The 22008-nt window shown below is 66.9% G+C and carries 19 protein-coding genes and 1 other RNA gene; 4 read left to right on the forward strand and 16 right to left on the reverse strand.

What is annotated here, in order from left to right; genetic code table 11:
* Positions 1-10: 10 nt before the first annotated feature.
* The 9 genes from murD to ACWIEX_RS15315 form a co-directional block, all read right to left on the reverse strand.
* The gene (gene murD, locus ACWIEX_RS15275; protein WP_454033875.1) at positions 11-1450 is read right to left on the reverse strand and encodes a UDP-N-acetylmuramoyl-L-alanine--D-glutamate ligase; all 1440 of its coding nucleotides are present in this window, start codon (positions 1448-1450) and stop codon (positions 11-13) included.
* A gap of 1 nt (position 1451) precedes the next feature.
* On the reverse strand, positions 1452-2534 hold the full coding sequence (gene mraY, locus ACWIEX_RS15280; protein ID WP_454033876.1) for a phospho-N-acetylmuramoyl-pentapeptide-transferase: 1083 nt from the start codon (positions 2532-2534) through the stop codon (positions 1452-1454).
* A 21-nt stretch (positions 2535-2555) separates the two neighbouring features.
* Positions 2556-3983 carry a UDP-N-acetylmuramoylalanyl-D-glutamyl-2,6-diaminopimelate--D-alanyl-D-alanine ligase gene (locus ACWIEX_RS15285; RefSeq protein WP_454033877.1) on the reverse strand — a complete coding sequence of 476 codons (1428 nt, stop codon included), beginning with the start codon at positions 3981-3983 and terminating at the stop codon, positions 2556-2558.
* Positions 3980-5431 carry a UDP-N-acetylmuramoyl-L-alanyl-D-glutamate--2,6-diaminopimelate ligase gene (locus ACWIEX_RS15290; RefSeq protein ID WP_454034798.1) on the reverse strand — a complete coding sequence of 484 codons (1452 nt, stop codon included), beginning with the start codon at positions 5429-5431 and terminating at the stop codon, positions 3980-3982. Before ACWIEX_RS15290 ends, ACWIEX_RS15285 begins: the two co-directional genes overlap by 4 nt.
* Positions 5432-5458: 27 nt before the next feature.
* The gene (locus tag ACWIEX_RS15295; RefSeq protein WP_454033878.1) at positions 5459-7234 is read right to left on the reverse strand and encodes a peptidoglycan D,D-transpeptidase FtsI family protein; all 1776 of its coding nucleotides are present in this window, start codon (positions 7232-7234) and stop codon (positions 5459-5461) included.
* Positions 7231-7617 carry a cell division protein FtsL gene (gene ftsL, locus ACWIEX_RS15300; RefSeq protein ID WP_061966771.1) on the reverse strand — a complete coding sequence of 129 codons (387 nt, stop codon included), beginning with the start codon at positions 7615-7617 and terminating at the stop codon, positions 7231-7233. The genes ACWIEX_RS15295 and ftsL overlap by 4 nt, the downstream gene beginning before the upstream one ends.
* Positions 7618-7619: 2 nt before the next feature.
* On the reverse strand, positions 7620-8660 hold the full coding sequence (gene rsmH, locus ACWIEX_RS15305; RefSeq protein ID WP_454033879.1) for a 16S rRNA (cytosine(1402)-N(4))-methyltransferase RsmH: 1041 nt from the start codon (positions 8658-8660) through the stop codon (positions 7620-7622).
* Positions 8657-9133: a division/cell wall cluster transcriptional repressor MraZ gene (locus tag ACWIEX_RS15310; protein ID WP_454033880.1), complete on the reverse strand. Its 477-nt coding sequence runs from the start codon at positions 9131-9133 to the stop codon at positions 8657-8659. Before ACWIEX_RS15310 ends, rsmH begins: the two co-directional genes overlap by 4 nt.
* A gap of 478 nt (positions 9134-9611) precedes the next feature.
* A complete protein-coding gene (locus ACWIEX_RS15315) occupies positions 9612-10046 on the reverse strand; it encodes a MarR family winged helix-turn-helix transcriptional regulator (RefSeq protein WP_454033881.1) in 435 nt (144 codons plus the stop codon).
* A 178-nt stretch (positions 10047-10224) separates the two neighbouring features.
* Here ACWIEX_RS15315 and ACWIEX_RS15320 point away from each other — a divergent pair, with 178 nt between their 5' ends.
* Positions 10225-10647 carry an organic hydroperoxide resistance protein gene (locus ACWIEX_RS15320; protein ID WP_454033882.1) on the forward strand — a complete coding sequence of 141 codons (423 nt, stop codon included), beginning with the start codon at positions 10225-10227 and terminating at the stop codon, positions 10645-10647.
* A 165-nt stretch (positions 10648-10812) separates the two neighbouring features.
* Here ACWIEX_RS15320 and rnpB read toward each other — a convergent pair.
* Both rnpB and ACWIEX_RS15330 read right to left on the reverse strand, forming a co-directional pair.
* An RNA gene (gene rnpB, locus ACWIEX_RS15325) (RNase P RNA component class A) lies at positions 10813-11219 on the reverse strand.
* A 216-nt stretch (positions 11220-11435) separates the two neighbouring features.
* On the reverse strand, positions 11436-12089 hold the full coding sequence (locus ACWIEX_RS15330) for a lytic transglycosylase domain-containing protein (protein ID WP_454033883.1): 654 nt from the start codon (positions 12087-12089) through the stop codon (positions 11436-11438).
* Between the two features lie 354 nt (positions 12090-12443).
* Between ACWIEX_RS15330 and ACWIEX_RS15335 the strand changes: the two genes are divergently transcribed.
* The 3 genes from ACWIEX_RS15335 to ACWIEX_RS15345 all read left to right on the forward strand — a co-directional run bounded on the left by ACWIEX_RS15335 (position 12444) and on the right by ACWIEX_RS15345 (position 15076).
* Positions 12444-13193 carry a TerB family tellurite resistance protein gene (locus ACWIEX_RS15335; RefSeq protein ID WP_454033884.1) on the forward strand — a complete coding sequence of 250 codons (750 nt, stop codon included), beginning with the start codon at positions 12444-12446 and terminating at the stop codon, positions 13191-13193.
* Between the two features lie 9 nt (positions 13194-13202).
* Positions 13203-14006, forward strand: a complete 804-nt coding sequence (locus ACWIEX_RS15340; protein WP_454033885.1) for a peptidoglycan recognition protein family protein — start codon at positions 13203-13205, stop codon at positions 14004-14006.
* A 128-nt stretch (positions 14007-14134) separates the two neighbouring features.
* The gene (locus ACWIEX_RS15345) at positions 14135-15076 is read left to right on the forward strand and encodes a diguanylate cyclase domain-containing protein (RefSeq protein WP_454033886.1); all 942 of its coding nucleotides are present in this window, start codon (positions 14135-14137) and stop codon (positions 15074-15076) included.
* A gap of 13 nt (positions 15077-15089) precedes the next feature.
* Here ACWIEX_RS15345 and ACWIEX_RS15350 read toward each other — a convergent pair whose 3' ends face one another.
* The 5 genes from ACWIEX_RS15350 to ACWIEX_RS15370 form a co-directional block, all read right to left on the reverse strand.
* On the reverse strand, positions 15090-15524 hold the full coding sequence (locus ACWIEX_RS15350) for a GNAT family N-acetyltransferase (protein ID WP_454033887.1): 435 nt from the start codon (positions 15522-15524) through the stop codon (positions 15090-15092).
* A gap of 55 nt (positions 15525-15579) precedes the next feature.
* A complete protein-coding gene (gene metH, locus ACWIEX_RS15355; protein WP_454033888.1) occupies positions 15580-19332 on the reverse strand; it encodes a methionine synthase in 3753 nt (1250 codons plus the stop codon).
* Positions 19333-19337: 5 nt separating this feature from the next.
* Positions 19338-20249, reverse strand: coding sequence for a methylenetetrahydrofolate reductase [NAD(P)H] (gene metF, locus ACWIEX_RS15360; RefSeq protein ID WP_454033889.1), 912 nt, complete (start codon positions 20247-20249; stop codon positions 19338-19340).
* The gene (locus ACWIEX_RS15365; protein ID WP_454033890.1) at positions 20249-21262 is read right to left on the reverse strand and encodes an ArsR/SmtB family transcription factor; all 1014 of its coding nucleotides are present in this window, start codon (positions 21260-21262) and stop codon (positions 20249-20251) included. The genes metF and ACWIEX_RS15365 overlap by 1 nt, the downstream gene beginning before the upstream one ends.
* Positions 21263-21689: 427 nt before the next feature.
* Positions 21690-21893 (reverse strand): cold-shock protein, encoded by a 204-nt coding sequence (locus tag ACWIEX_RS15370; RefSeq protein WP_061966761.1) that lies wholly within the window; start codon positions 21891-21893, stop codon positions 21690-21692.
* Positions 21894-22008: the final 115 nt, after the last annotated feature.

Here is a 22008-nt window from a genome sequence, read left to right on the forward strand (position 1 = left end):
GCGCCGCGATCTATCGCGGTTTCGTCTTGCCGAACGGCTCGAAGCCCGGCAGGGCTGTCACCAGCTTGCGGAAGGCATCGCCCCTGACCTCGAAATTCGGGAACTGGTCGAAGGAGGCGCAGGCCGGCGAGAGCAGCACCGCGATCTCGCCCTCGCCTGTCGCCGCCAGCGCGTCGCGCGCGGCATCGGCCAACGCCCTGTCGAGCGTGACGCTGCGCTCGTAGCCGACGCGTCCGTCATCGTCGAAGGTCGCGGCGAAGAGCTCGCTCGCCGCCCCGATCAGGTAGGCTTTGGCGATGTTCGGGAAATAGCGGCGAAGCGACTCGATGCCGCCGTCCTTGGCCTTGCCGCCGAGGATCCAGAAGATGCCGTGGAAGGAGGTCAGCGCCTTCTCGGTCGAATCCGCATTGGTCGCCTTGGAATCGTTGATGAAGACGACACGGCCGATCCGGCCGAGCTCCTCCATGCGATGCGCCAGACCCGGATAGGTCCTGAAGCCCTCGGCGATCTCTTCCGCGCTCAGGCCTAATGCCGAGCAGGCGGCGAAGGCCGCCGCCGCGTTCTGCGCATTATGCGAACCGCGCAATGAGCCGATACCGGCGAGATTGGCGACGACGCGCGGCTTGCCGTCCTTGACCTCGACGATGCGGGTATCGAGCCGCCCCTGATTAGCGGTGACACCGGCGAAGACTCCCTCGTCGAGCGGCTGCTCGCCGCTGATCTTCACCAGCGGGCGGCCGCCGGCAGCGCGACGGCGCGCCATCTGCTTCGAGGCCTCGTCATCGATGCCGACCACCGCGATATCGGCCGCCGTCACCAGCCGCTCCTTGATGGCGGCATAGTTCTCCAGCGAGCCGTGCCGGTCGAGATGATCCGGCGTCAGGTTCATCTGGATACCGACGGTGGGCGCGAGCGAAGGTGCGAGGTCGATCTGGTAGCTCGAACACTCGATGACATGGATGCGGTTTTCGGCCGGCGGCTCCAGCGCCAGCACGGCGGTACCGATATTGCCGCCCATCTGCACGTCGCGGCCGGCTTCCTTGAGCACATGCGCGATCAGCGCCGTCGTGGTGGACTTGCCGTTGGTGCCGGTGATGCAGACGACCGGCGAGCCCGGCGCCACCTTCGCCCGCTCGAGGAAGAACAGTTCGACATCGCCGATGATCGGCACACCGGCAGCCTTGGCCTTGCCGACGGTCCAGTGCGGCTCGGGATGGGTCAGCGGCACGCCGGGCGAGAGCACGAAAGCCGCAAAGCCCGACCAGTCGGCGCCCGCCAGATCGACGACGGCGATGCCATCGGCAGCCGCCTTCTCCCGGCTCTTCTCGTTGTCGTCCCAGGCCGCGACCGTGGCACCGCCCGCCTTGAGCGCGCGTGCCGTCGCAAGCCCGGAGCCGCCGAGGCCGAACAGGGCGACCTGGCGCCCGGCGAAAACGGTGACGGGCGTCATCTCAGCGCAGCTTCAGCGTGGCGAGGCCGACCAGCGCCAGCACGACCGAGATGATCCAGAACCGGATCACGACCTGCGGCTCGGTCCAGCCCAGCTTCTCGAAATGGTGGTGGATCGGCGCCATCAGGAAGACGCGCTTGCCGGTGCGCTTGAACACGAAGACCTGGATGATCACCGAAAGCGCCTCGACGACGAAGAGGCCGCCGACGATGGCCAGCACGATCTCATGCTTGGTCGCGACCGCGATGGTGCCGAGCAGGCCCCCTAAGCCGAGCGAACCGGTATCGCCCATGAAGATCTGGGCCGGCGGCGCGTTGAACCAGAGGAAGCCGAGGCCGGCGCCGATCACTGCGCCGCAGATCACCGCGAGTTCGCCGGCGCCGGGGATATGGTGGATCTGCAGGTAGTTGGCGAAGATCGCGTTGCCGACGAGATAGGAGATGAAGCCGAAGGTACCGGCCGCGATCATCACCGGCACGATGGCGAGCCCATCGAGCCCGTCGGTCAGGTTCACCGAGTTGCCGGCGCCGACCACGACGAAGGATGCGACCAGCGGGAACAGGATGCCGAGCGGGATGATCGCTTCCTTGAGGAAGGGCATCGCGAAATCCGAGCCGATCGCCGGCGGCTGCGTCTGCATGATGAAATAGCAGGCGATCAGCGCGACCACGACCTCGATCGAGATGCGCGCCTTGCCCGAGAAGCCCTTGTGCGACTGCTTGGTGACTTTGAGATAGTCGTCATAGAAGCCGATCGCGCCATAGGAGGCGGTGACGCCGAGCACGATCCAGACATAAGGGTTGCGCAGGTTGCCCCAGAGCAGCACCGCGACGAACACCCCCGTCAGGATCATCAACCCGCCCATGGTCGGCGTGCCGCGCTTGGCGAGATGCGATTCGGGGCCGTCCGTGCGGATCGGCTGGCCCTTGCCCTGCTTGATCCGGAGCCAGGAGATGGCGGAGGGTCCGAAAAAGAACAGGAAGAGCAGCGCCGTCGCCGTCGCCCCGCCGGCGCGGAAGGTGATGTAGCGGAAAACGTTCAGCACCGGGAAGGTGCCGGACAGTTCGGCGAGCAGGGCGAACATGCTTCTGGGCTCTCTTGCAGGTCAGTCTTCGGCAGGCACGGCAGGAAAGCGCGCGAGGATCGCCTTGACGATCGGACCCATGCGCGTGCCCAGCGATCCCTTGACCGTGACAGTGTCGCCGCCGCGGATCGCATCGAGCACGAGCGGCTCCAGTTCGCTCGCCGTGGCGGCATAAGCCCCCCGCATGGCGGAAGGCAAGCTCTCGTGGAGCCCTTTCATCAGCGGGCCGCAGGTGAACACCTTGTCGATCCCGTTCGAAACCAGCGGCTCGGCCAGCCCGCGATGCAGCTCTGCGCCGGTGGGCCCAAGCTCCAGCATGTCGCCGAGCACGGCGATGCGCCGGCCGCGCCCCTCGACCGGCAGGCGGGCGAGATTCTCGATCGCGGCCCGCATCGAGGCGGGGTTGCCGTTATAGCTCTCGTCGAGCAGCGTGATCCTGCCGCCCGGCGCCTGCAGCACCTGGCGCGCGCCGCGCCCGGCCGGCGGCTTGAGATCGCCCAGCGCCAGCGCCGCCAGCGCGAGATCGGCGCCGAGCGCATGGACGGCCGCGAGCACGCCGAGCGAATTCAGCACGATATGCTTGCCCGGGCTGCCGAGCCGATAGGTCACGGGCTCGCCGAGGACACGGGCCTCGACCACCGACATGTCCGGCTTCAGCGCGCAGGAGATGAGCTTTACATCGGCATCCGGGCTTTCCCCGAAGGTGACGATCCGCCCGGCCGGACCGGATCTGGCGATGTCGCGCAGCAGCTCGGATTGCGGGATGTCGGCATTGACGATCGCCGTGCCGCCTTCTTCGAGTTCCCAGTAGACCCCGGCCTTCTCCTCGGCGATCCCTTCGAGCGAGGCGAAGGCGGCGAGATGCACCGGCTGGATCGTGGTAATGATCGCGACCTGCGGGCGCACCATCCGCGCCAGCGGCAGAATCTCGCCGGGGCTGTTCATCCCGATCTCGTAGACGCCATAGGCGATGTCGGCCGGCGTGCGGACGAGCGTCAGCGGCACGCCCCAGTGGTTGTTGTAGGAAGCGACCGGCGCATGAGTCTTGCCCTGGCGCGAGAGCACGAGGCGCAGCGCCTCCTTGGTCCCGGTCTTGCCGACCGAGCCGGTGACGGCGACGATGCCGGCCTTGAGTTCGGCACGCCTCGCGGTGCCGGCATGCTCCATCGCCTTCAGCACGTCCGGCACGACGGCGAGCGCGCCTGCCCCCTCGAACTCAGCCGCATGCGCCTCGTCGATCACGGCGAGCGCAGCGCCCTTGTCGAGCGCGCCTCTGACGAAATCATGCCCGTCACGGGCCTCGCCGGTGATCGCGAAGAAGACGTCACCGGGCTCCAGCGTGCGGGTATCGATCGACGCCCCGGTCACGACCGGCGGCACGGCGCCCTCGGGCCGCGCGCGCAGCGCAGCGATCAGCTTGTCTCCGGTCCAGAGCGGGGCGCTCATCACTTGATCTCCGATAGCGCCTTGCGAACCACGTCCTGATCCGAGAAAGGCAGCGTGCGGTCGCCTATGATCTGGCCGGATTCATGGCCTTTTCCGGCCACGACCAGCAAATCCCCAGGCTTAAGCATCTTCACCGCGGCACGGATGGCTTCCTCGCGGTCGCCGATCTCCTGGAGCCTCGGCGATGCCGCCATGATCTCGGCCCGGATCGTCGCCGGGTCCTCGCTGCGCGGATTGTCGTCGGTGACGATGGCGATATCGGCCTTCTCGGCCGCGATCGCGCCCATCAGCGGGCGCTTGCCCTTGTCGCGATCGCCGCCGCAGCCGAAGACGCAGATCAGGCGCCCGGTCGCATAGGGCCTGAGCGTGGTCAGCACCGCGACGAGCGCATCCGGCTTATGGGCGTAATCGACGACGACGAGCCCGCCATTGGCCTCGCCGATGCGTTCGAGTCGTCCGGCAACACCAATGAGCCCGGATATCGCCTTGAGCGACGCAGCCTTGTCCTCACCGGTCGCGATGGCGAGGCCAGCCGCAACCAGCGCATTGCCGGCCATGAAATCGCCGACGAGCGGCAAGGCGACGGAGAGCTCTTGCCCGTCGAAGCCGACCGTCAGGCGCTGCGAGAAGCCGTCGCGCTCGTTGCGCAGCAGCGTCAACGTCTCGCCCTTGCGGCCGATGCCGATGATCGGATGCCCGGCCTTGGCCGCAGCCTCGGCTGCCGCGTCCGCATAAGGCTCGTCGCGGTTGATCACCACCGGCGCGCCGTCCGGCAGCAGCTCCCAGAGCCGGAGCTTCGCGGCGAGGTATTCCTCGACACTCGGATGATAATCGAGATGGTCGCGCCCGAGATTGAGGAAGGCGCCGGCGCTCAGCCGCACACCGTCGAGGCGGCGCTGGTCGAGCCCATGCGAGGACGCTTCCATGGCGAGATGCGTGATGCCCTCGCCCGCGAGCCTGTCGAACGAGGCGTGCAGTGAGAGCGGGTCCGGCGTCGTCAGCGAGCCGTAATCGGCGCCCTTGCTCGTGACCACACCGATCGTGCCGACGCTCGCCGCCTCATGGCCGAGCGCCTGAAAGATCTGGCGGGTGAAATCGGCCACCGAGGATTTGCCGCTGGTGCCGGTCACCGCGACGATGGTCCGGGGCTGGCGCGGGTGGATCTTCGCCGCAGCGAGCGCCAGCGCGAGGCGCGGGTCCTCGACCTGTGCGAAAGCGACGCCGGCCGGCAGATCCGCGGGGCGCGGCCCACCCGAGACCACCGCGACGGCGCCGTGCCCGACAGCATCCATGATGAAGCGGGCGCCATCCGCCTTGGCCCCAGCGAGCGCGACGAAGACGTCGTCCCCCGTCACCTTGCGGCTGTCGAAGGCAACGCCATGCACCTGCTGGCTGGCGGCCTCAGTCTCGAACATCTCGGGGAAGAGGTCTCCGAGGCGGTATCCGGTCATCGTCATGGCCACCGTTATAGGTCGAGATCAGCGCGAACCCCAGGCACCGAGCCTCGCCATCAGCGGGAACGGCGACGGCGGCGGATCGAAGCGGGGGTTCAGCCCCAGGATCGGCGCGGCGCGCTCGATCACCCGGCCGGTCGTGACGCCGGCATTCCACGCCGCGGTCGAATAGCCGCCGCTCTCGGCATAGCCCTTCGGCTCGTCATAGATCGCCAGGAACAGGTATTTCGGCTTGTCGGAGGGCGCGATCGCCGTGAAGGTCGTGAAGTTCTTGTTCTTGGCGTAGCGGCCGTTGATGACCTTCTCGGCCGTGCCGGTCTTGCCGCCGACGAAATAGCCTTCGATATTCGCCTTGCGGGCCGAGCCCTTCTCGCCGTTGAGCCGCATGATGAAGCGCATCGCCTCGGAGGTCTCCGGCTTGATGACGCGCGTCGCGACCTTGCGGGCCTCCTCCTCGGACCGCACCAGGAAGGTCGGCTTCATCAGGTAGCCGCCATTCACCAGCGCCGCCACCGCCGCCAGCGCCTGCAGCGGCGCGACGGCGAGGCCGTGGCCGAAGGCGATGGTCGCGGTGTTGATTTCGCCCCAGCGCTGCGGGACGATCGGCGCCGCGCTTTCCGGCAGCTCCGTCGTCATCCGGTCGAGCTGCCACATCTTCTTGAGGAAGGCCTTGTGGCCCTCGACGCCGACGGCGAGCGCCATCTTGATCGAGCCCATGTTCGACGAATGCAGGAACACCTCCGGCACCGTCAGCGTGCGGCCCGTGCCATGGTATTCCTTGATGACCTGGCGGCCGAACCGCATCATGCCGCCGGCGGTCGAGAAGCTCGAATTGATATTAACCTTGCCGGAATCGAGCGCCATCGCGATGGTCAGCGCCTTGAAGGTCGAGCCCATCTCGTAGACGCCGACATTCATCCGGTTGATCCGGTCCTTCTCCAGCGCGTCGACGGGGTTGCCCGGGTCGAAATCCGGCAGCGAGACCAGCGCGATCACCTCCCCTGTGTTCACGTCCATGATCGCGCCCGCCGCCGCGATCGCCTTGAAGCGCTCGAGCCCCTTGGACAGTTCGTCGCGCAGCAGGTGCTGGACGCGCAGGTCGATCGAAAGCTTGACCGGCTTCAGGTCGGACGCCTCGGTCGCGAGGCCCGCGCCGTTCAGGTCCTGCAGGCCCTGCGAGTCGATGTATTTCTCGATGCCGGCGATGCCGACATTGTCGATATTGGCGAAGCCGAGCACATGCGCGGCGGCATTGCCGTTCGGGTAGACGCGCTTGTTCTCGGGCACGAAGCCGACGCCGGGAATGCCGAGCCGGTGCACTTCGGCCTGCTGGCGCGGCGTGATCTCGCGCTTGACCCAGACGAAGCCCTTCTTGGTGCCGAGCTTGTCGCGCAGCTCCTTGGCGTCGAGGTCCGGCAGAACGGCCGTCAGCAACTCGGTCGCCTCGTCCTTGTCGAGGATGCGGCGTGGCTCGGCGAAGACCGAGACCGTGCGGATATCGGTCGCCATGACATCGCCATTGCGGTCGACGATGTCGGGCCGGGCGGCGGAGATGGCGTTGGAGGTGGCGCGGCGCAGGCCGACCTGCTCGTTGGGAGCGACGCCGAGATAGACCAGCCGGCCGATGATCGCGAGGAACAGGGCGGAGAAGCCTAGGATGACGAGGCCGACGCGCGGCTCGCTCTTTTCCCCGCTCATGCGGAAGACGTCGCGCAACCAGGCAAGGCGCCCGCGCTTCACGACGGGTTCCGTCGCCTCGGCCTGCTGCTCCGTCGCTTCGTGATGCATCGACTGCCTCATGGCATGGCTCCCGGCGTCGTCGCGCTCGCCTTGCGATCCCTGGGGGTCTCGGTCGGCAGGCCGAGCCCGAGATCCTCGAGCTTGCGGCCGATGGCATCGACCTTCGGGCCGCGATTCGGGATGTCCGAGGGTTTGACCACCTGCGTCACCACGAAGGGCTGGAGGTCGAGATGGCGCTCCGCCAGCATCTGGACCCGGTCGGGCCGGTTGAGGAACTGCCACTCGGCCTTGAGCACCTGGATCGCGTCGCGCTCGCGCTGGGTCTTGCCCTTGAGCTTCTGGAGATGCTCGGTCGCCAGCGTCGTCTCGTATTTGATCGAATAGGCATAGACCGCCGAGGAGACCAGCGCGCCGATGGCGATGATGTGCAGGAGCTTGATCACGCTCAGGGCCTCCGGCGCGGCTGCGGGGCGGGGACGATGGAGAGCGCGACGAGCCCGGCATCGGCCCGGCGACCCGGCGCGTCGTTGCGTTCGGCGGCGCGCAACTTGGCCGAGCGCGCCCGCGGATTGGCGCGCATCTCGGCTTCTGACGGTGCGACCGCGCCCTTCTCGACCAGCCTGAAGGTCGGCTGCGCAACGGCCACTGCCGGCGCATGGCGCGAGCCCGCCGGCACCCGGCCGGAGCGCTCGGCGAAGAACTGCTTGACGATGCGGTCTTCGAGGGAATGGAAGGTGACCACGACGAGCCGCCCGCCCGGCTTCAGCGCCGTCTCGGCCGCGTGCAGCGCCCGGACCAGTTCGCCGAGTTCGTCATTGACCGCGATGCGCAGCGCCTGGAAGACGCGCGTCGCCGGATGCGCGCCGCCGGGCTCGCCGCGCACGATCCCGGCGACGAGATCGGCAAGCTGCTTGGTCGTCGTGATCGGCGCCTTACGGCGGGCCTCGACCACGGCGCGGGCGACGGCACGCGAGCGGCGCTCCTCGCCATAGTGGTAGAAGATATTGGCGAGCAGCCCTTCCTCGGCCTCGTTGACGAGGTCGGCGGCGCTCTGCCCGGAGCTGCTCATGCGCATGTCCAACGGCCCGTCGAAGCGGAACGAAAAGCCGCGCTCGGCCTGGTCGATCTGCATCGAGGAGACGCCGATATCGAGCACGACGCCGTCGAGCGGCGCCATCCTGAAGCGCTCGGCCTCCTCAGCGAGTTCGCCGAAATTGGCCTGGGACAGGGTCAATCGTCCGGCCATCGCGGCCACGAGATCGGCCCCGCCAGCGATCGCGGTCGGATCACGATCGAGCCCGAGCAGGGTGACCTCAGGCGCGGCATCGAGGATCGCACGCGAATAGCCCCCTGCCCCGAAAGTGCCGTCGAGATAGCGCCCGCCGGACTGCGGCGCGAGCGCCTCCAGAACCTCAGTGAGCAACACGGGCACATGACGAACCGGTCCGCCAATGGCTCCGCCGGAACGGTCGCCATGGTCGCTCATGTGCCCATGCCTCCCGTTGGGATGGTCAAGCTGCCGAGCGTGCGCTTCACGTCGCGCAACCTTGTCCGCGCCGTCTCGAGATGGGCGCGGAACCGCTCCGGTTCCCAGATCTGGAATTTGTGGCCGTGGCCGACGAAGGTCACGGCGTCGCCGATCCCGGCATGCGCCTTCAGCGCCTCGCTCAGCACCATCCGCCCCTCCGTATCGACCTTCAGCACCTCCGAGGTGCCGTTCAGCGCCGTCGAGAGCAATTCCCACTCGTCCGAGAACGGCGAGAAGCGCGCGAGAATATCGTCGATCGTAGCCCGGAGCGCATTGCCGCCGGCATCCAGCGCCGGCAGGTCGAGGCCCTGATGGACATAGAGCCCCTCGTAGCCGTCCTTCGCCAGCACCGACCGGAAACTGGAGGGAATGGAGACGCGCCCCTTGGCGTCGAGCCGGTTCGTGAAATTCGAGACGAAGCGGTCCGTCAACGCCGCCTCCCGGCCTGCTCTTCAAGGCGCCACCGCTGAGATGGGCAAGCGGCGAAAAGTCCCCCCGTCGAGGCGGGCAAGGCACGCCCGCAAGCCAAATTCCGCGCGGCACACGGAGCTTGACCCTTGGATTGCCTGCCGGCTTCGACGGGATGATTTGGGATAGCATGGGCCTTTATGGGCGTCAATGGAATCACAGGCGCAGCGACGCACCTGCCGGGTCTCTCCGGCATCACAGCTTGTTAAGGTTAAGTATCCGTAAGCACGCGCAATTCGGCACCACCCGGCCGCGTGGGCCGGCGATACATCGGGTCACCGCTGCGAAAAATTTTTACGAAATCGCGCCGCTATTTCCGGCAGGCCGCGAGGCGGCCCCGTTCGGAAGGCGCAGGGAGGGAACCGCCCTTGTCATTCCGGGGCGCGCCGCAGGCGCGAACCCGGAATGACAAGGGTAGCGTCTACCGCAAAAAGCCCCCGCTCAATCCTCGCGCGCCGACGTCAGCAACGCATCGCGGACGAGACCGAGCTGGTCGCGCAATCGCCCCGCATCGCCCGCCGTCCCGCCCAGCGCTTCGCCGACAGCCTCCTGGACGCAGCGCCCCTGCTCGCGCAACCCCTCGCCTTTCTCGGCAAGATGGATGCGCACCTGCCGCTCATCGCGGACGTCGCGCTCGCGCCGGATCAGGCCGGAGGCTTCGAGCCGCTTCAGCAGCGGCGTCAGCGTGCCCGAGTCCAGCATCAGCCGCTCGCCGAGCTCCTTCACCGTGAGCCCGTCCTGCTCCCAGAGCACCAGCATGACCAGATATTGCGGATAGGTCAGCCCGAGCGCGGCCAGGATCGGGCGATAAGCCCGATTGAAGGCATGGCCGACCTGATAGATCGCGAAGCAGAGCTGCTGCTCCAGACGCGGCATCCCGTCTCCGGCCCTATCCTTTTCAGCCATCATACCTCGCCCTTAGCCCAGCTTCACGGAAAGCCGAAAGCAACCTGATTATCAACCACCCTCAGCTCCGATAAAATTAATTGTTGACAATATAATTGCGCACAATCTAAATAACAACCATCAGCTCACCCCAGGAAGGACACCGCTCATGAAGACGCTCTACACCGCCCATGGTTCCGCCACCGGCGGCCGCGAAGGCCAGGCCGCGACCGATACCGGCAACGTCAAGCTCGTGCTGAATACGCCGAAGGAACTCGGCGGCGGTGGCGGCGACGGCACCAATCCGGAGCAGCTCTTCGCCATCGGCTATTCGGCCTGCTTCCTCGGCGCGCTCAAGTTCGTCGCCGGCAAGGAGAAGGTGAAGATTCCGGACGATGCGAAGGTCTCGGCCGATATCGGCATCGGCCCGCGCGACGACGGCCAGGGCTTCGGCATCACCGCGAAGCTGACCGTCTCCGTGCCCGGCCTCGACAAGGCTGCAGTCGAGGACCTCGTCAAGAAGGCCCATGTGGTCTGCCCCTATTCGCACGCGACGAAGGGCAACATCCCGGTCGAGACGACGGTAACCTGAGGCCACCATCAACGACCACGTGCGTTATCCCGGACGCAGCGAAGCGGAGATCCGGGATCCATGCCTGAACCTTCCTCGGAAGCGCTCCGGAATGGATCCCGGGTCTCCCTTCGGTCGCCCGGGATGACGCGCATTTTGGGAGTAGCGTCGAACGCTGGGAAGTGAGGTGCCAGCCGGCCTGTAAGCCGGGTTCTGGATGGCTACCGGATTGCTCCGATAACGTGACGGCCATTCCTCTGGGACGCGCATTGCTGCGCGCCTCGAGCAACCAACCCGGACGACCAGGCACAGAAACCTGCCCCTGCCCGCTTGCGCAGGCAGCATCGTCCCTATTCGGTTTTGCTCCCGGTGGGGCTTGCCATGCCGTCCCCGTTGCCGGGTCCGCGGTGCGCTCTTACCGCACCTTTTCACCCTTACCCTGCCGGAAAAGCCGAAGCTCTCCAGCGCAGGGCGGTTCGATCTCTGTGGCGCTTTCCCTGGGGTCGCCCCCGCCGGACGTTATCCGGCACCGTGTTTCCGTGGAGCCCGGACTTTCCTCCCTCGCGAGCGAGAGCGGCCGTCCGGCCGACTGGCGAGGGGGAGATGCGCGCTGGCGCGGCCCGCGTCAAGCGTGGAGAATCGCCTAGGAACCAAGCCCTCATCCTGAGGAGCAGCCGGAGGCTGCGTCTCGAAGGATGCTCCAGCGAATTCCAGCGCCTCCTGAAACGCCCTTCGAGCCGCCATTCCCTTCGGAATGGCTCCTCAGGACGAGGGCTCGCGGGATGGCGAGCCTTGCCGTGCGACGACCGTCAGTTGCGGGCGGTAATGGTGCGCACCTTGGCGCAATAGGCGCGGTTGGCGCCGCTCATCCGGTTCGTCATATGGCCGCTCTGGTACTTCATCACCGTGCGGCAGGTGTCGCCGCCGGCCATCTTGTAGGCCATGGCGAGGTACTTCATGCCGTAGCGCGCATTGGTCTCGGCATCGAGCAGGCCGCTGGCGCTGCCGGAATAGCCCAGGCCGCGCGCCGTCTGGTGGCGGATCTGCATCAGGCCGTAATTGCCCGCATGCGAGGCGCGGGGATTGTAGCGGCTTTCCACGCGCACGACCGCATCGGCCAGCGAGAACGGCACGCCATTGGCGGCGGCATGCCGCGCGACGATGGCCTTGATGCCCTCGGTTCCGGCCGGAGCCGCCAGCGCGCGGCTGGCGCGGCTCTCGTGCTTTTCGGTCTCAACCTTGACGGCTTCTGCCTTGGCGGCGCGGGTCGCGGATTTCGCCTTGGGAGCCCCGGCCTGGGCCTCTTCGCCCTTGCCTTCGGCGGCCTTGGCGCGGGCGATCTCGGCGTCGCGAAGAACGATAGCCCTGGGGTCCGTTTCCGCGTTGACGAAATCCTCGGCCAGGGCACCCCCGGAGAGGCTAATCAGGCACGCAGCCGCGAGACCACCACAGATATATCGCATGTCGAATTGAACCCCATTGAGCCATGACTGGCCGATGGGGGCGCTCAACTGATGGTCGAATGTGTCGATAATCTGGCATATTCCATAGGAAAACGCATAACAATTAGCGTAAACAGGAATATATTCTATATTTAACTATTCAGTATTCATATGTATTGGCTCCACTGAAAAACTTCGCCGGCTCCCCGCCCCCGGAAGCGAATCAAGCACGCGAACCAGCCGCCTCATTTCAGCCTCACTCCCGGCCGGATGTGCTTTTTTGGCGCGGCAGGCCGTCGCACCGGGTGCTCTTGCGCGAACAACCCCCCTTCTTCCATCATCCGCGCATTCAGATTCACCGGGATCGATTGTGTGATGGCTTCCTCTTTCTGGGGCGCTCTGGGCGGCGGCGGGCTCGGGCTCGTGATCGGTGGTCCGCTGGGCGCGCTCGTCGGCGCGCTCGCCGGCCATGTCCTGGTCGATCGCGAGGGCGCGCCGTTCGGCCCGGCACCGCGCGAGCTCGTCTTCACCACCGGCCTCGTCGCGCTCGCTGCCAAGATGGCGCGCTCGGACGGCGTCGTGACCTGCGACGAGATCACCGCCTTCCGCCGCATCGTCGAGGTCCCGCCCGATCAGCAGCAGCGCATCGAGGCCCTGTTCGATCTCGCCAAGCAGACCAGCGCCGGCTTCGAGGCCTATGCCTCGCAGATCGCCGGCGCCTTCAAGGACGAGCCTGCCCTGCTGGAGGACGTGCTCGACGGCCTCTTCCTGATCGCTGCTGCCGATGGCGCGATCCACGAGGCCGAGCACGCCTATCTCCAGTCGGTCGCCGGTATCTTCGGCATCACCGAGCCCAATTTCGCCCGGATCGAGGCCCGCCATGCCCGCCGCCCGGACGACCCCTATCTCGTGCTCGGCGCCAGCCGCGAGATGGGCGACGCCGAGCTGAAGCGCCATTACCGCCACCTCGTCGCCGAAACCCATCCTGACCGCGAGATCGCTCGCGGCCTGCCCGCGGAGGCGATCGCCATCGCGACGCGCCGCATCGCCGCCATCAATGCCGCCTGGGACGCGATCCAGAAAGAACGCGGCATGAGCCGCAGCCTCGCGCCCCAACCCGCCTGAGCCGCCCATATGACCGATATCGCCCCGCCGGACGTTGCCAGGCCCGACAGCCGCTTTGCCGCAAAGATCTTCCCATCGCCCAACCATGGCGAGCGGAAGAACCCGGACGGCACGCCCGGCCGCCGGCCCGACATGCTGATCCTGCACTACACCGGCATGCCGGTTGCGGGCGAAGCGCTGCAATGGCTCTGCAACCCGGTCGCGCAGGTCTCCTCGCATTATTTCGTCTTCGAGAACGGCCACACGCTCCAGCTCGTGCCGGAAGGCCGGCGCGCCTGGCATGCCGGCGCCTCGCACTGGGCCGGCGAGACCGACATCAACTCCTGCTCGATTGGCATCGAGATCGCCAATCCCGGTCATCCCGGCGGCCTGCCCGATTACCCGGACGAGCAGATCGTCGCGACGCTGAACCTCTGCCGCGATATCTGCGAACGCTGGTCCATCCCCCCGGAGCGCGTGCTGGCCCATTCCGACATCGCGCCCGGCCGCAAGATCGATCCCGGCGAGAAATTCCCGTGGCGGCGGCTCAGTGAGGGCGGCGTCGGCCTGTGGAGCGAGCCGGCCCCGATCCGCGGCGGGCGCTTCTTCGCGCGCGGCGAGAGCGGCCAGCCGGTCGAGGCGCTTCAGGCGATGTTCGCGATGCTCGGCTACGGCGTCACGGTCGACGGCGTCTTCGACGACAGGCTCGAAGCGATCGTCGCCGCCTTCCAGCGCCATTGGCGCCCGGAAAAGGTCGACGGCATCGCCGATTCCTCGACGATCACGACGCTGCGCGACCTGCTCGCGGACGCGCAGGGCTCGCGGACGGCCTGAACGGGTGTGCGCCGAAAGAGCGGGGCAGCGGCGCACCAATGAACGGTGGAATATCCGCGTGACGCAAGGTTCGCTTAACGCTCGCGGGCCTAGGCTGCCTTCCACCGGTCGACCGGCAGGAGGGCGCCGTGGATAGCCAGCAGCTCATCGCAGCCACCAGGCCGCTCTACGAGCGCTCGCTCGCGCCCGCCGCGCTCGGCGCCTGGGAATGCAACCTCGCCAACGAGACCCTGAGCTGGACCGACGGGGTCTACGACCTGTTCAGCCTGCAGCGCGGCAGCGAAATCTACCGCAAGGCGACCCTCGACCTCTACGAGGAGGGGTCCCGGCGCGAGATGGAGCAGCATCGCAGCAACGCCATCCGCACCGGGCAGGGCTTCGCGCTCGATTGCCGGATCAGGGCGGTGAATGGCGACAAGCGCTGGATGCGCCTCATCGTCGGCGTCGGCTATCAGCATGGCCGGCCGAGCCGCATCTTCGGCTCGAAGCAGGATGTCACCGCCGAGAAGGGCTTGTGGAACAGCGTCTCCTGCCTCACGCGAGCGGAGTCCCCAACGAGCCCCGCAGCACGCCGCAGCTTCACCGACATCCTCAGGCAGGTCCGGCAGGACCGGGGCCGGGCACCCGAATGCCTCGCTCTCGCGATCTTCGAGATCGATCGCTTTCCGACAATCGTCGAAAACCATGGCCGGGCCGCCGGCGACGACGTCATCCGCTGCTTCGGCGAGCGCCTGCGCCGGCTCTTTCCCGATGCCCTCGCAATCGACCAGACGGGCCCGGCCGCTTTCGCCCTTTTGCTGCGAATGCCAGGCGACAAGGCTTACCTGGCCGCGATGCTCACCGGCACGCGCAAGCTGTTGTGCCGGCCGATCCCGCGCGGCTACCTCGTCATCGATTTCACGGCCTCGATCGGCGCGGCCCTACTGAAGACGGAGGGCTGCTGCGAGCAGAACGAGATCTTCGCGGAAGCCGAGGCGGCACTCCATGTCGCCGGCCTCGCCGGCGGAGACTGCATCCGCGTCTTCGACGGCCCGGTCACGGCCGTCAGCCGAACAGCGCTCTCGGGTTAGGCCGCCCAAAAGCTCAGAGTTGCCGCGTGAAGACGACCTGTCCGTCGAGGCCCCGGCCCATGTCGCGCCAGCCGTGGCGGACATAGAAGCGCTCCGCCCGCGTGCCCGCCCCGGTTTCGAGCCAGGCCTGGGCATGCCCCGCCGCCTTCAACCCGGCCAGCGCCGCATCGAGCAACGCCCGGCCATGGCCCTGCCCTTCCTGCGCCGGATCGACGAACAGAGCCCAGACCAATCCGGTCTGGTGGTTGGCGCAGGCGAAGGCGGCGACCTCGCCCGCGCTTTCCGCCACGAGGAAGATCGCCTGCTCGCGATACCAGGCGACCTCCTCGGCCGTCACCTTCGAGGGATCGCTCAGGATGTTCTCGCGCACGGCCATGCGGATGGCATGGATGCGCGGCTGGTCCGCCGGCTCCGCCTTGCGGATCAGCCTTGCCTCGTCAGTCGTCACGAACGCGCTCCCTCGCTGCGGCAGGCGTGATGCCCGCAGCAGCGCTGGAAGGCAACTACTCGGCCGCCTGCAGGCGATAGGCTGAGGTGTCGTAGTTGAGGATCGGCGCCAGCCAGCGTTCGACCTCCTCGATCGTCATGCCCTTGCGCGCGGCATAATCCTCGACCTGATCGCGTTCGACCTTGGCGACGCCGAAGTAATACGCCTCCGGATGCGAGAAATAGAGCCCCGAGACCGAGGAGCCCGGCCACATCGCATAGCTCTCGGTCAGCTTCACGCCGACGCGGCGCTCGGCCTCCAGCAGCCGGAACAGCGTCGCCTTCTCGGTATGGTCGGGCTGGGCCGGATAGCCCGGCGCCGGGCGGATGCCGCGATACTCCTCGCGGATCAGGTCCTCGTTCGAGAAGGCCTCGTCCGGTGCGTAGCCCCAGAACTCCTTGCGCACGAGCTGATGCATCCGCTCGGCGAAGGCCTCGGCGAAACGATCCGCCAGCGCCTTGACCATGATCGAGCGGTAGTCGTCGTTGTCGCGCGCGAACTTCTCGGAGATCCGCTCCTCCTCAGCCCCGGCCGTGACGGCGAAGGCGCCGATATAGTCGGGCGCGACGCCTTCCGGCGCGACGAAGTCCGAGAGGCAAAGATTGGGCTTGCCGTCGCGGCGCAGGAGCTGCTGGCGCAGGCCGTGGAAGGTCGCGAGCTCCTCGGCCCGGCTCTCGCCGGTATAGAGGCGGATGTCGTCGCCGACCGCATTCGCCGGCCAGAAGCCGATCACCGCCTTCGGATTGAACCAGCGCTCCTCGACGATGCGCTTCAGCATCGACTGCGCATCGTCCCAGAGCGCGCGCGCGGCCTCGCCCTGCTTCTCGTCCTGCAGGATCGCCGGGAAGCGGCCCTTCAGTTCCCAGGTCTGGAAGAACGGCGTCCAGTCGAGCACCGGCACGAGATCGGCGATGTCATAGGTGCGGAAGGTACGGGTGCCGAGGAAGCTCGGCTTCGGCGGCTGGTAGGCTGCCCAATCCGTCTTGAAGGGATTGGCGCGCGCTTTGGCCAGCGGCAGGCGCTGCTTGTCGGCTTCCGAGCGGCGATGCGCCTCGGCGACCTTGGCATATTCCGCCTGAACGCCGGCGACATAGCCCGGCTTCTGCTCGGACGAGAGCAGGCTCGATACCACGCCGACGGCGCGCGAGGCGTCGTTGACATGCACCGCCTGGCCGGCGTTGTAGGCCGGGTGGATCTTCACGGCCGTATGGACGCGGCTGGTCGTCGCCCCGCCGATCAGCAGCGGGATGTCGAAGCCCTCGCGCTCCATCTCGGAGGCGACCGTCACCATCTCGTCGAGCGAGGGCGTGATCAGCCCGGAGAGCCCGATGATATCGACCTTCTCCTTGCGCGCCGTCTCCAGGATCTTCTGGGTCGGCACCATCACGCCGAGGTCGATCACCTCATAATTATTGCACTGGAGCACGACGCCGACGATGTTCTTGCCGATGTCATGGACATCGCCCTTCACGGTCGCCATCAGCACCTTGCCGGCGGCCGAGCGCTCGGAGCCGCCGTTGAGGCGCTTCTCCTCCTCCATATAGGGCATGAGATAGGCGACGGCCTGCTTCATCACGCGGGCCGACTTCACCACCTGCGGCAGGAACATCTTGCCGGCGCCGAACAGGTCGCCGACCACGTTCATGCCGGCCATCAGCGGGCCTTCGATGACGTGCAGAGGCTTATCGGCCCGCTGGCGCGCTTCCTCGGTATCGGCCTCGATGAACTCGGTGATCCCGGCGACGAGCGCATGCTCCAGCCGCTTCTCGACCGGCAGTTCGCGCCAGGCGAGGTCCTTGCCGGACGCAGCGACCGAACCATCGCCCTTGAAGCGCGGCGCAGCCTCCAGCAGGCGCTCGGTCGAATCCTTGCGGCGGTTGAGGACGACGTCCTCGCAAAGCTCGCGCAGTTCGGGATCGAGATCGTCGTAGCTGCCGAGCTGGCCGGCATTGACGATGCCCATGTCCATGCCGGCCTTGATGCAATGGTACAGGAAGACCGAATGCATGGCCTCGCGGACCTTCTCGTTGCCACGGAACGAGAAGGACAGGTTCGAGACGCCGCCCGAGATATGGGCATGCGGCAAGGTCTCGCGGATCGCCCGCGTCGCGTTGATGAAGTCGTTGCCGTAGTTGTCGTGCTCCTCGATGCCCGTCGCCACCGCGAAGATGTTCGGGTCGAAGATGATGTCCTCGGGCGGGAAGCCGATCGTCTCGGTCAGCAGCTTGTAGGCCCGCGTGCAGATCTCGATCTTGCGCTGGAAGGTGTCGGCCTGCCCGACCTCGTCGAAGGCCATCACGACGACCGCCGCGCCGTACTGCCGGCAGATGCGCGCCTGCTCGAGGAAGGCCTCCTCGCCCTCCTTCATCGAGATCGAGTTGACGATCGGCTTGCCCTGGATCGTCTTCAGACCGGCCTCGATCACCGGGAATTTCGACGAGTCGACCATGATCGGCACGCGCGAGATATCGGGCTCGGAGGCGATCAGGTTGCAGAACTCGGTCATCGCCTTCTCGGAATCGAGCAGGCCCTCGTCCATGTTGATGTCGATGACCTGCGCGCCGTTGGCGACCTGGTCGCGCGCCACGTCGAGCGCGGCGGCATAGTCGCCGGCCGTGATCAGCTTCCGGAACTTGGCCGAGCCGGTGACGTTCGTGCGCTCGCCGACATTGACGAAGGGAATGGTCTCGTCGAGCGTGAAGGGCTCAAGACCCGCCAGACGGAGCCAGGGCTTGGGTTCGGGAATCTGGCGCGGCGCCTTGCCGGCGACAGCCTGGGCGATGGCGCGGATATGGTCCGGCGTGGTGCCACAGCAGCCGCCAACCATGTTGACGAAGCCGGAATCGGCGAACTCCGCCAGCATGTCGGCGGTCGCTTCCGGCCGCTCGTCATAAAGGCCGAATTCGTTGGGCAGGCCGGCATTCGGATAGGCGCAGACCAGCGTGCCGGCGATGCGCGACATGTCCTTGATATGCGCCCGCATCTCGCGTGCGCCGAGCGCGCAGTTGAGGCCGATGGTCAGCGGCGCGGCATGGCGCACCGCGTTCCAGAAAGCCTCGACCGTCTGGCCCGAGAGCGTGCGGCCCGAGAGATCGGTGATCGTGCCGGAGATCATCACCGGCAGGCGAATGCCCTTCTCGCGATAGACCTGCTCGATCGCGACGATCGCGGCCTTGGCGTTGAGCGTGTCGAAGATCGTCTCGATCAGCAGCAATTCGGAGCCGCCATCGATCAGGCCCCTGACCTGCTCGGCATAGGAATCCCGCACCTGATCGAAGGTCACGGCGCGGAAGCCGGGATTGTTGACGTCGGGCGAGATCGAGAGCGTGCGGTTGGTCGGGCCGATCGCGCCGGCCACGTAACGGCGGCGCCCGTCTTCCTTCTCGGCGATCATGGCCGCCTCGCGGGCGAGCCGTGAGCAGGCGACGTTCAGTTCGTAGACATAGGCCTCCATGCCGTAATCGGCCTGGGCGATCGAGGTGCCCGAGAAGGTATTGGTCTCGACGATATCGGCGCCCGCCCGGAAATAGGCGAGATGGATGTCGCGCAGCGCCTCGGGCTGGGTCAACGCGATGATGTCGTTATTGCCCTTGAGGTCGTGATTGAAGCCCTTGAAGCGCTCGCCGCGGAAATCGGCTTCCGAGAGCTTCAGGTTCTGGATCTGCGTGCCCATCGCGCCGTCGAGCACGAGGATGCGTTCGCGCGCGGCCTGACGCAGCGAGCGCTCGATTTCGGCGCCGTCGACGGGAGCGGGAATGAAGTCGGACATCAGGCTTACTCCGCCGCCACGGCCTGCGCCGCCGGCTTCTCGGGCTTCAACCCCACGAGATGGCAGATGGCATAGACGAGGTCGGCCTTGTTCATCGTGTAGAAATGCAGGTCGGTGGCGCCGCGGTCGATCAGGTCGAGCACCTGCTCGGCGCAGACGGCGGCGGCCACGAGACGGCGCGTCGCGACGTCGTCTTCCAGCCCCTCGAACCGGTCGGCCAGCCATTGCGGCACGCTGGCGCCGGTCTTGCGGGCGAAGTTGGCGGTCTGCTTGAAGTTCTGGACGGGGACGATGCCGGGCAGGATCGGGATCTCGATGCCGCGCGCGCGCACCTTGTCGAGATAGCGGAAATAGACGTCGTTATCGAAGAAGAACTGGGTGATCGCCCGCGTCGCGCCGGCATCGACCTTCTTCTGCAGCGCATCGATATCGGCCTCGAGCGAAGCGGCCTCCGGATGCTTCTCCGGATAGGCCGAGACCGTCACCTCGAAATCGCCGATGCGCTTCAGGCCCGCCACGAGGTCGGAGGTCTGGTGATATCCGTCCGCATGCGGCTCGTAAGGAGTGCCGAGCCCGCCGGCCGGATCGCCACGCAGCGCCACGACATGGCGCACGCCGGCATCCCAATAGGACCGGATGACCTCGTCGACCTCGGCCTTCGAGGCCGAGACGCAGGTCAGATGCGCCGCCGGCTTCAGCCCGGTCTCGTCGACCATGCGCTTGACGGTGGCGTGGGTGCGCTCGCGGGTCGAGCCGCCAGCGCCATAGGTCACCGAGACGAAGCTCGGTCCGAGCGGCTCGAGCCGGCGCACGCTGTCCCACAACGCGACCTCCATCTCCTCCGTCTTGGGCGGAAAGAACTCGAAGGACACGCGCGGACGGCGCGAGCCGTGGCGGCTGGGGCGGAAAGCATTCATCACGCAACCTCTAGATTGATCGTGCGGGCCGGCGGATCGGCCTGGACGCGCCGGTCGCGGCCGCGCCAGAGCATGACCGGGAGCTGGCCGGAGCCGCCATCGGCCAGGGTGACTTCGCGGGAAAGATCGCAGGACAGGCCGGCCTCGCTGAACCAGGCGGCGATCTGCTGGCGGGAGAAGCCGAGCCGGCGATGCGCATGCTCGGTCCGCAGGAACTCCATCTCGTGCGGCGCGAAATCGACGACGATCAGGCGCCCGCCAGGCGCCAGCATCGCGGCAGCTTCGCGCACGGCCCGGCCGGGATCATCGAGGAAATGCAGCACCTGATGGATCACGACGAGATCGAAGGAGCCCCGCGCGAAGGGCAGCGCATAGATGTCGCCCTGCCGCAATTCGACGCGCGACAGCCCCGTCTGCTCAAGATTGGCACGCGCCACCGCCAGCATCGCATGGTTGGCGTCGACGCCGACGGCCCGGCCGAATTTCGGCGCGATCCGCTCCAGCATCCGGCCCGTACCGGTACCGAGATCGAGCATCGCGCCGGGCGAGCCCTCGCCGACCGCCTCCTCGACAGCCGCCTCGACGGCATGGTCAGGCACATGCAGGCCGCGCAGACGATCCCAATCGCGCGCGACGCTGGCGAAATAGGACTGCGCGGCCTCGGCCCGCGTCGCCCTGACAGCGGCGAGCCGCTCGCGATCGGCCGCGAGCACCGGATCGCTCAGGTCGAGCCAGGCGGCCAACGAGGCGGCAAAGGCACCGCCCGGCCCGGTCTCGTCGAGCCGGAAGAAGGCCCAGGCCCCCTCGCGCGAGCGCCGGACCAGCCCGGCCTCGGCGAGCAGCTTGAGATGGCGCGAGATGCGCGGCTGCGACTGGCCGAGAATGTCGGTGAGATCGGAGACGGAAAGCTCGCCCTCGGAGAGCAGCGCGAGAATGCGCAGCCGCGTCTCCTCGCCGGCGGCGCGCAGGCCCGCGAGAAGCACATCGGAAGACAATGTCGTCGGCTGCCGCACGCGCTGGCGTCCTCTGTCGACAAGGAAAAAGATATAAAGATATCTTTATATCGAACGCGCCGTTCGTGCAAGCGGATTGTCGTGCGGAAGATAGGACGGACTCTTCCTTCTCCCCGCCGGGATAAGGTAGCTCGGCGAAGCCGAGACGGATGGGCGCGCGATCTTCCCGCGTCAGCCGCGCGGCGCTTGTGCGTGAGCGAAAGAACCAGAGGGCCGCTGGTGCGTCCGACTCCGCGCATCCCACGGATTCTCAAGCAAGAAAACCCCGCAGGCCAGACCTGGACGGAGCTTTCGGTGCATCATGTCGGATCAAAGAAGCAGCGCCGGACATACGGCGACAACGCCGATCCGGTCGTTATCTTTCAGGCACGCGCTCGCCAGCATCCCGCCACGCGCGGCAGGCGAACCTCACGGCAACAGAGCAGTCTCAGAGCACTTTCAGATCGCCCGCGGCCGTCTTGCCGCGCTCGGTCTTCAACTCGAACGAAACCTGCTGCCCTTCCGTCAGCGTCATCATGCCGGCCTCTTTCACGGCCGTGATGTGAACGAACACATCCTTGCCGCCTTCCGCCGGTTGAATGAAGCCGAACCCCTTCTCAGTATTGAACCATTTCACGGTTCCGGTCGCCATCGCCACATCCCTCGAAGCCAAAGCGTCTCTCACCGGCACTGAACGCATGGCCCCTATGCCGGTAAGGTAGGATTGACCGAAAACCGATCCTTGTCGAGATGAAAGCTCAGGCAGG

The organism is Allobosea sp. NPDC055353 (assembly GCF_053644975.1).

Coding starts and splice junctions, on each gene's coding strand:
- murD (WP_454033875.1), bottom strand. CDS start 1,450: ATGACGCCCGTCACCGTTTTCGCCGGGCGCCAGGTCGCCCTGTTCGGC.
- mraY (WP_454033876.1), bottom strand. CDS start 2,534: ATGTTCGCCCTGCTCGCCGAACTGTCCGGCACCTTCCCGGTGCTGAAC.
- ACWIEX_RS15290 (WP_454034798.1), bottom strand. CDS start 5,431: ATGACCGGATACCGCCTCGGAGACCTCTTCCCCGAGATGTTCGAGACT.
- ACWIEX_RS15295 (WP_454033878.1), bottom strand. CDS start 7,234: ATGAGGCAGTCGATGCATCACGAAGCGACGGAGCAGCAGGCCGAGGCG.
- rsmH (WP_454033879.1), bottom strand. CDS start 8,660: ATGAGCGACCATGGCGACCGTTCCGGCGGAGCCATTGGCGGACCGGTT.
- ACWIEX_RS15315 (WP_454033881.1), bottom strand. CDS start 10,046: ATGCCGCGTCTGGAGCAGCAGCTCTGCTTCGCGATCTATCAGGTCGGC.
- ACWIEX_RS15320 (WP_454033882.1), top strand. CDS start 10,225: ATGAAGACGCTCTACACCGCCCATGGTTCCGCCACCGGCGGCCGCGAA.
- ACWIEX_RS15330 (WP_454033883.1), bottom strand. CDS start 12,089: ATGCGATATATCTGTGGTGGTCTCGCGGCTGCGTGCCTGATTAGCCTC.
- ACWIEX_RS15335 (WP_454033884.1), top strand. CDS start 12,444: ATGGCTTCCTCTTTCTGGGGCGCTCTGGGCGGCGGCGGGCTCGGGCTC.
- ACWIEX_RS15340 (WP_454033885.1), top strand. CDS start 13,203: ATGACCGATATCGCCCCGCCGGACGTTGCCAGGCCCGACAGCCGCTTT.
- metH (WP_454033888.1), bottom strand. CDS start 19,332: ATGTCCGACTTCATTCCCGCTCCCGTCGACGGCGCCGAAATCGAGCGC.
- metF (WP_454033889.1), bottom strand. CDS start 20,249: ATGAATGCTTTCCGCCCCAGCCGCCACGGCTCGCGCCGTCCGCGCGTG.
- ACWIEX_RS15370 (WP_061966761.1), bottom strand. CDS start 21,893: ATGGCGACCGGAACCGTGAAATGGTTCAATACTGAGAAGGGGTTCGGC.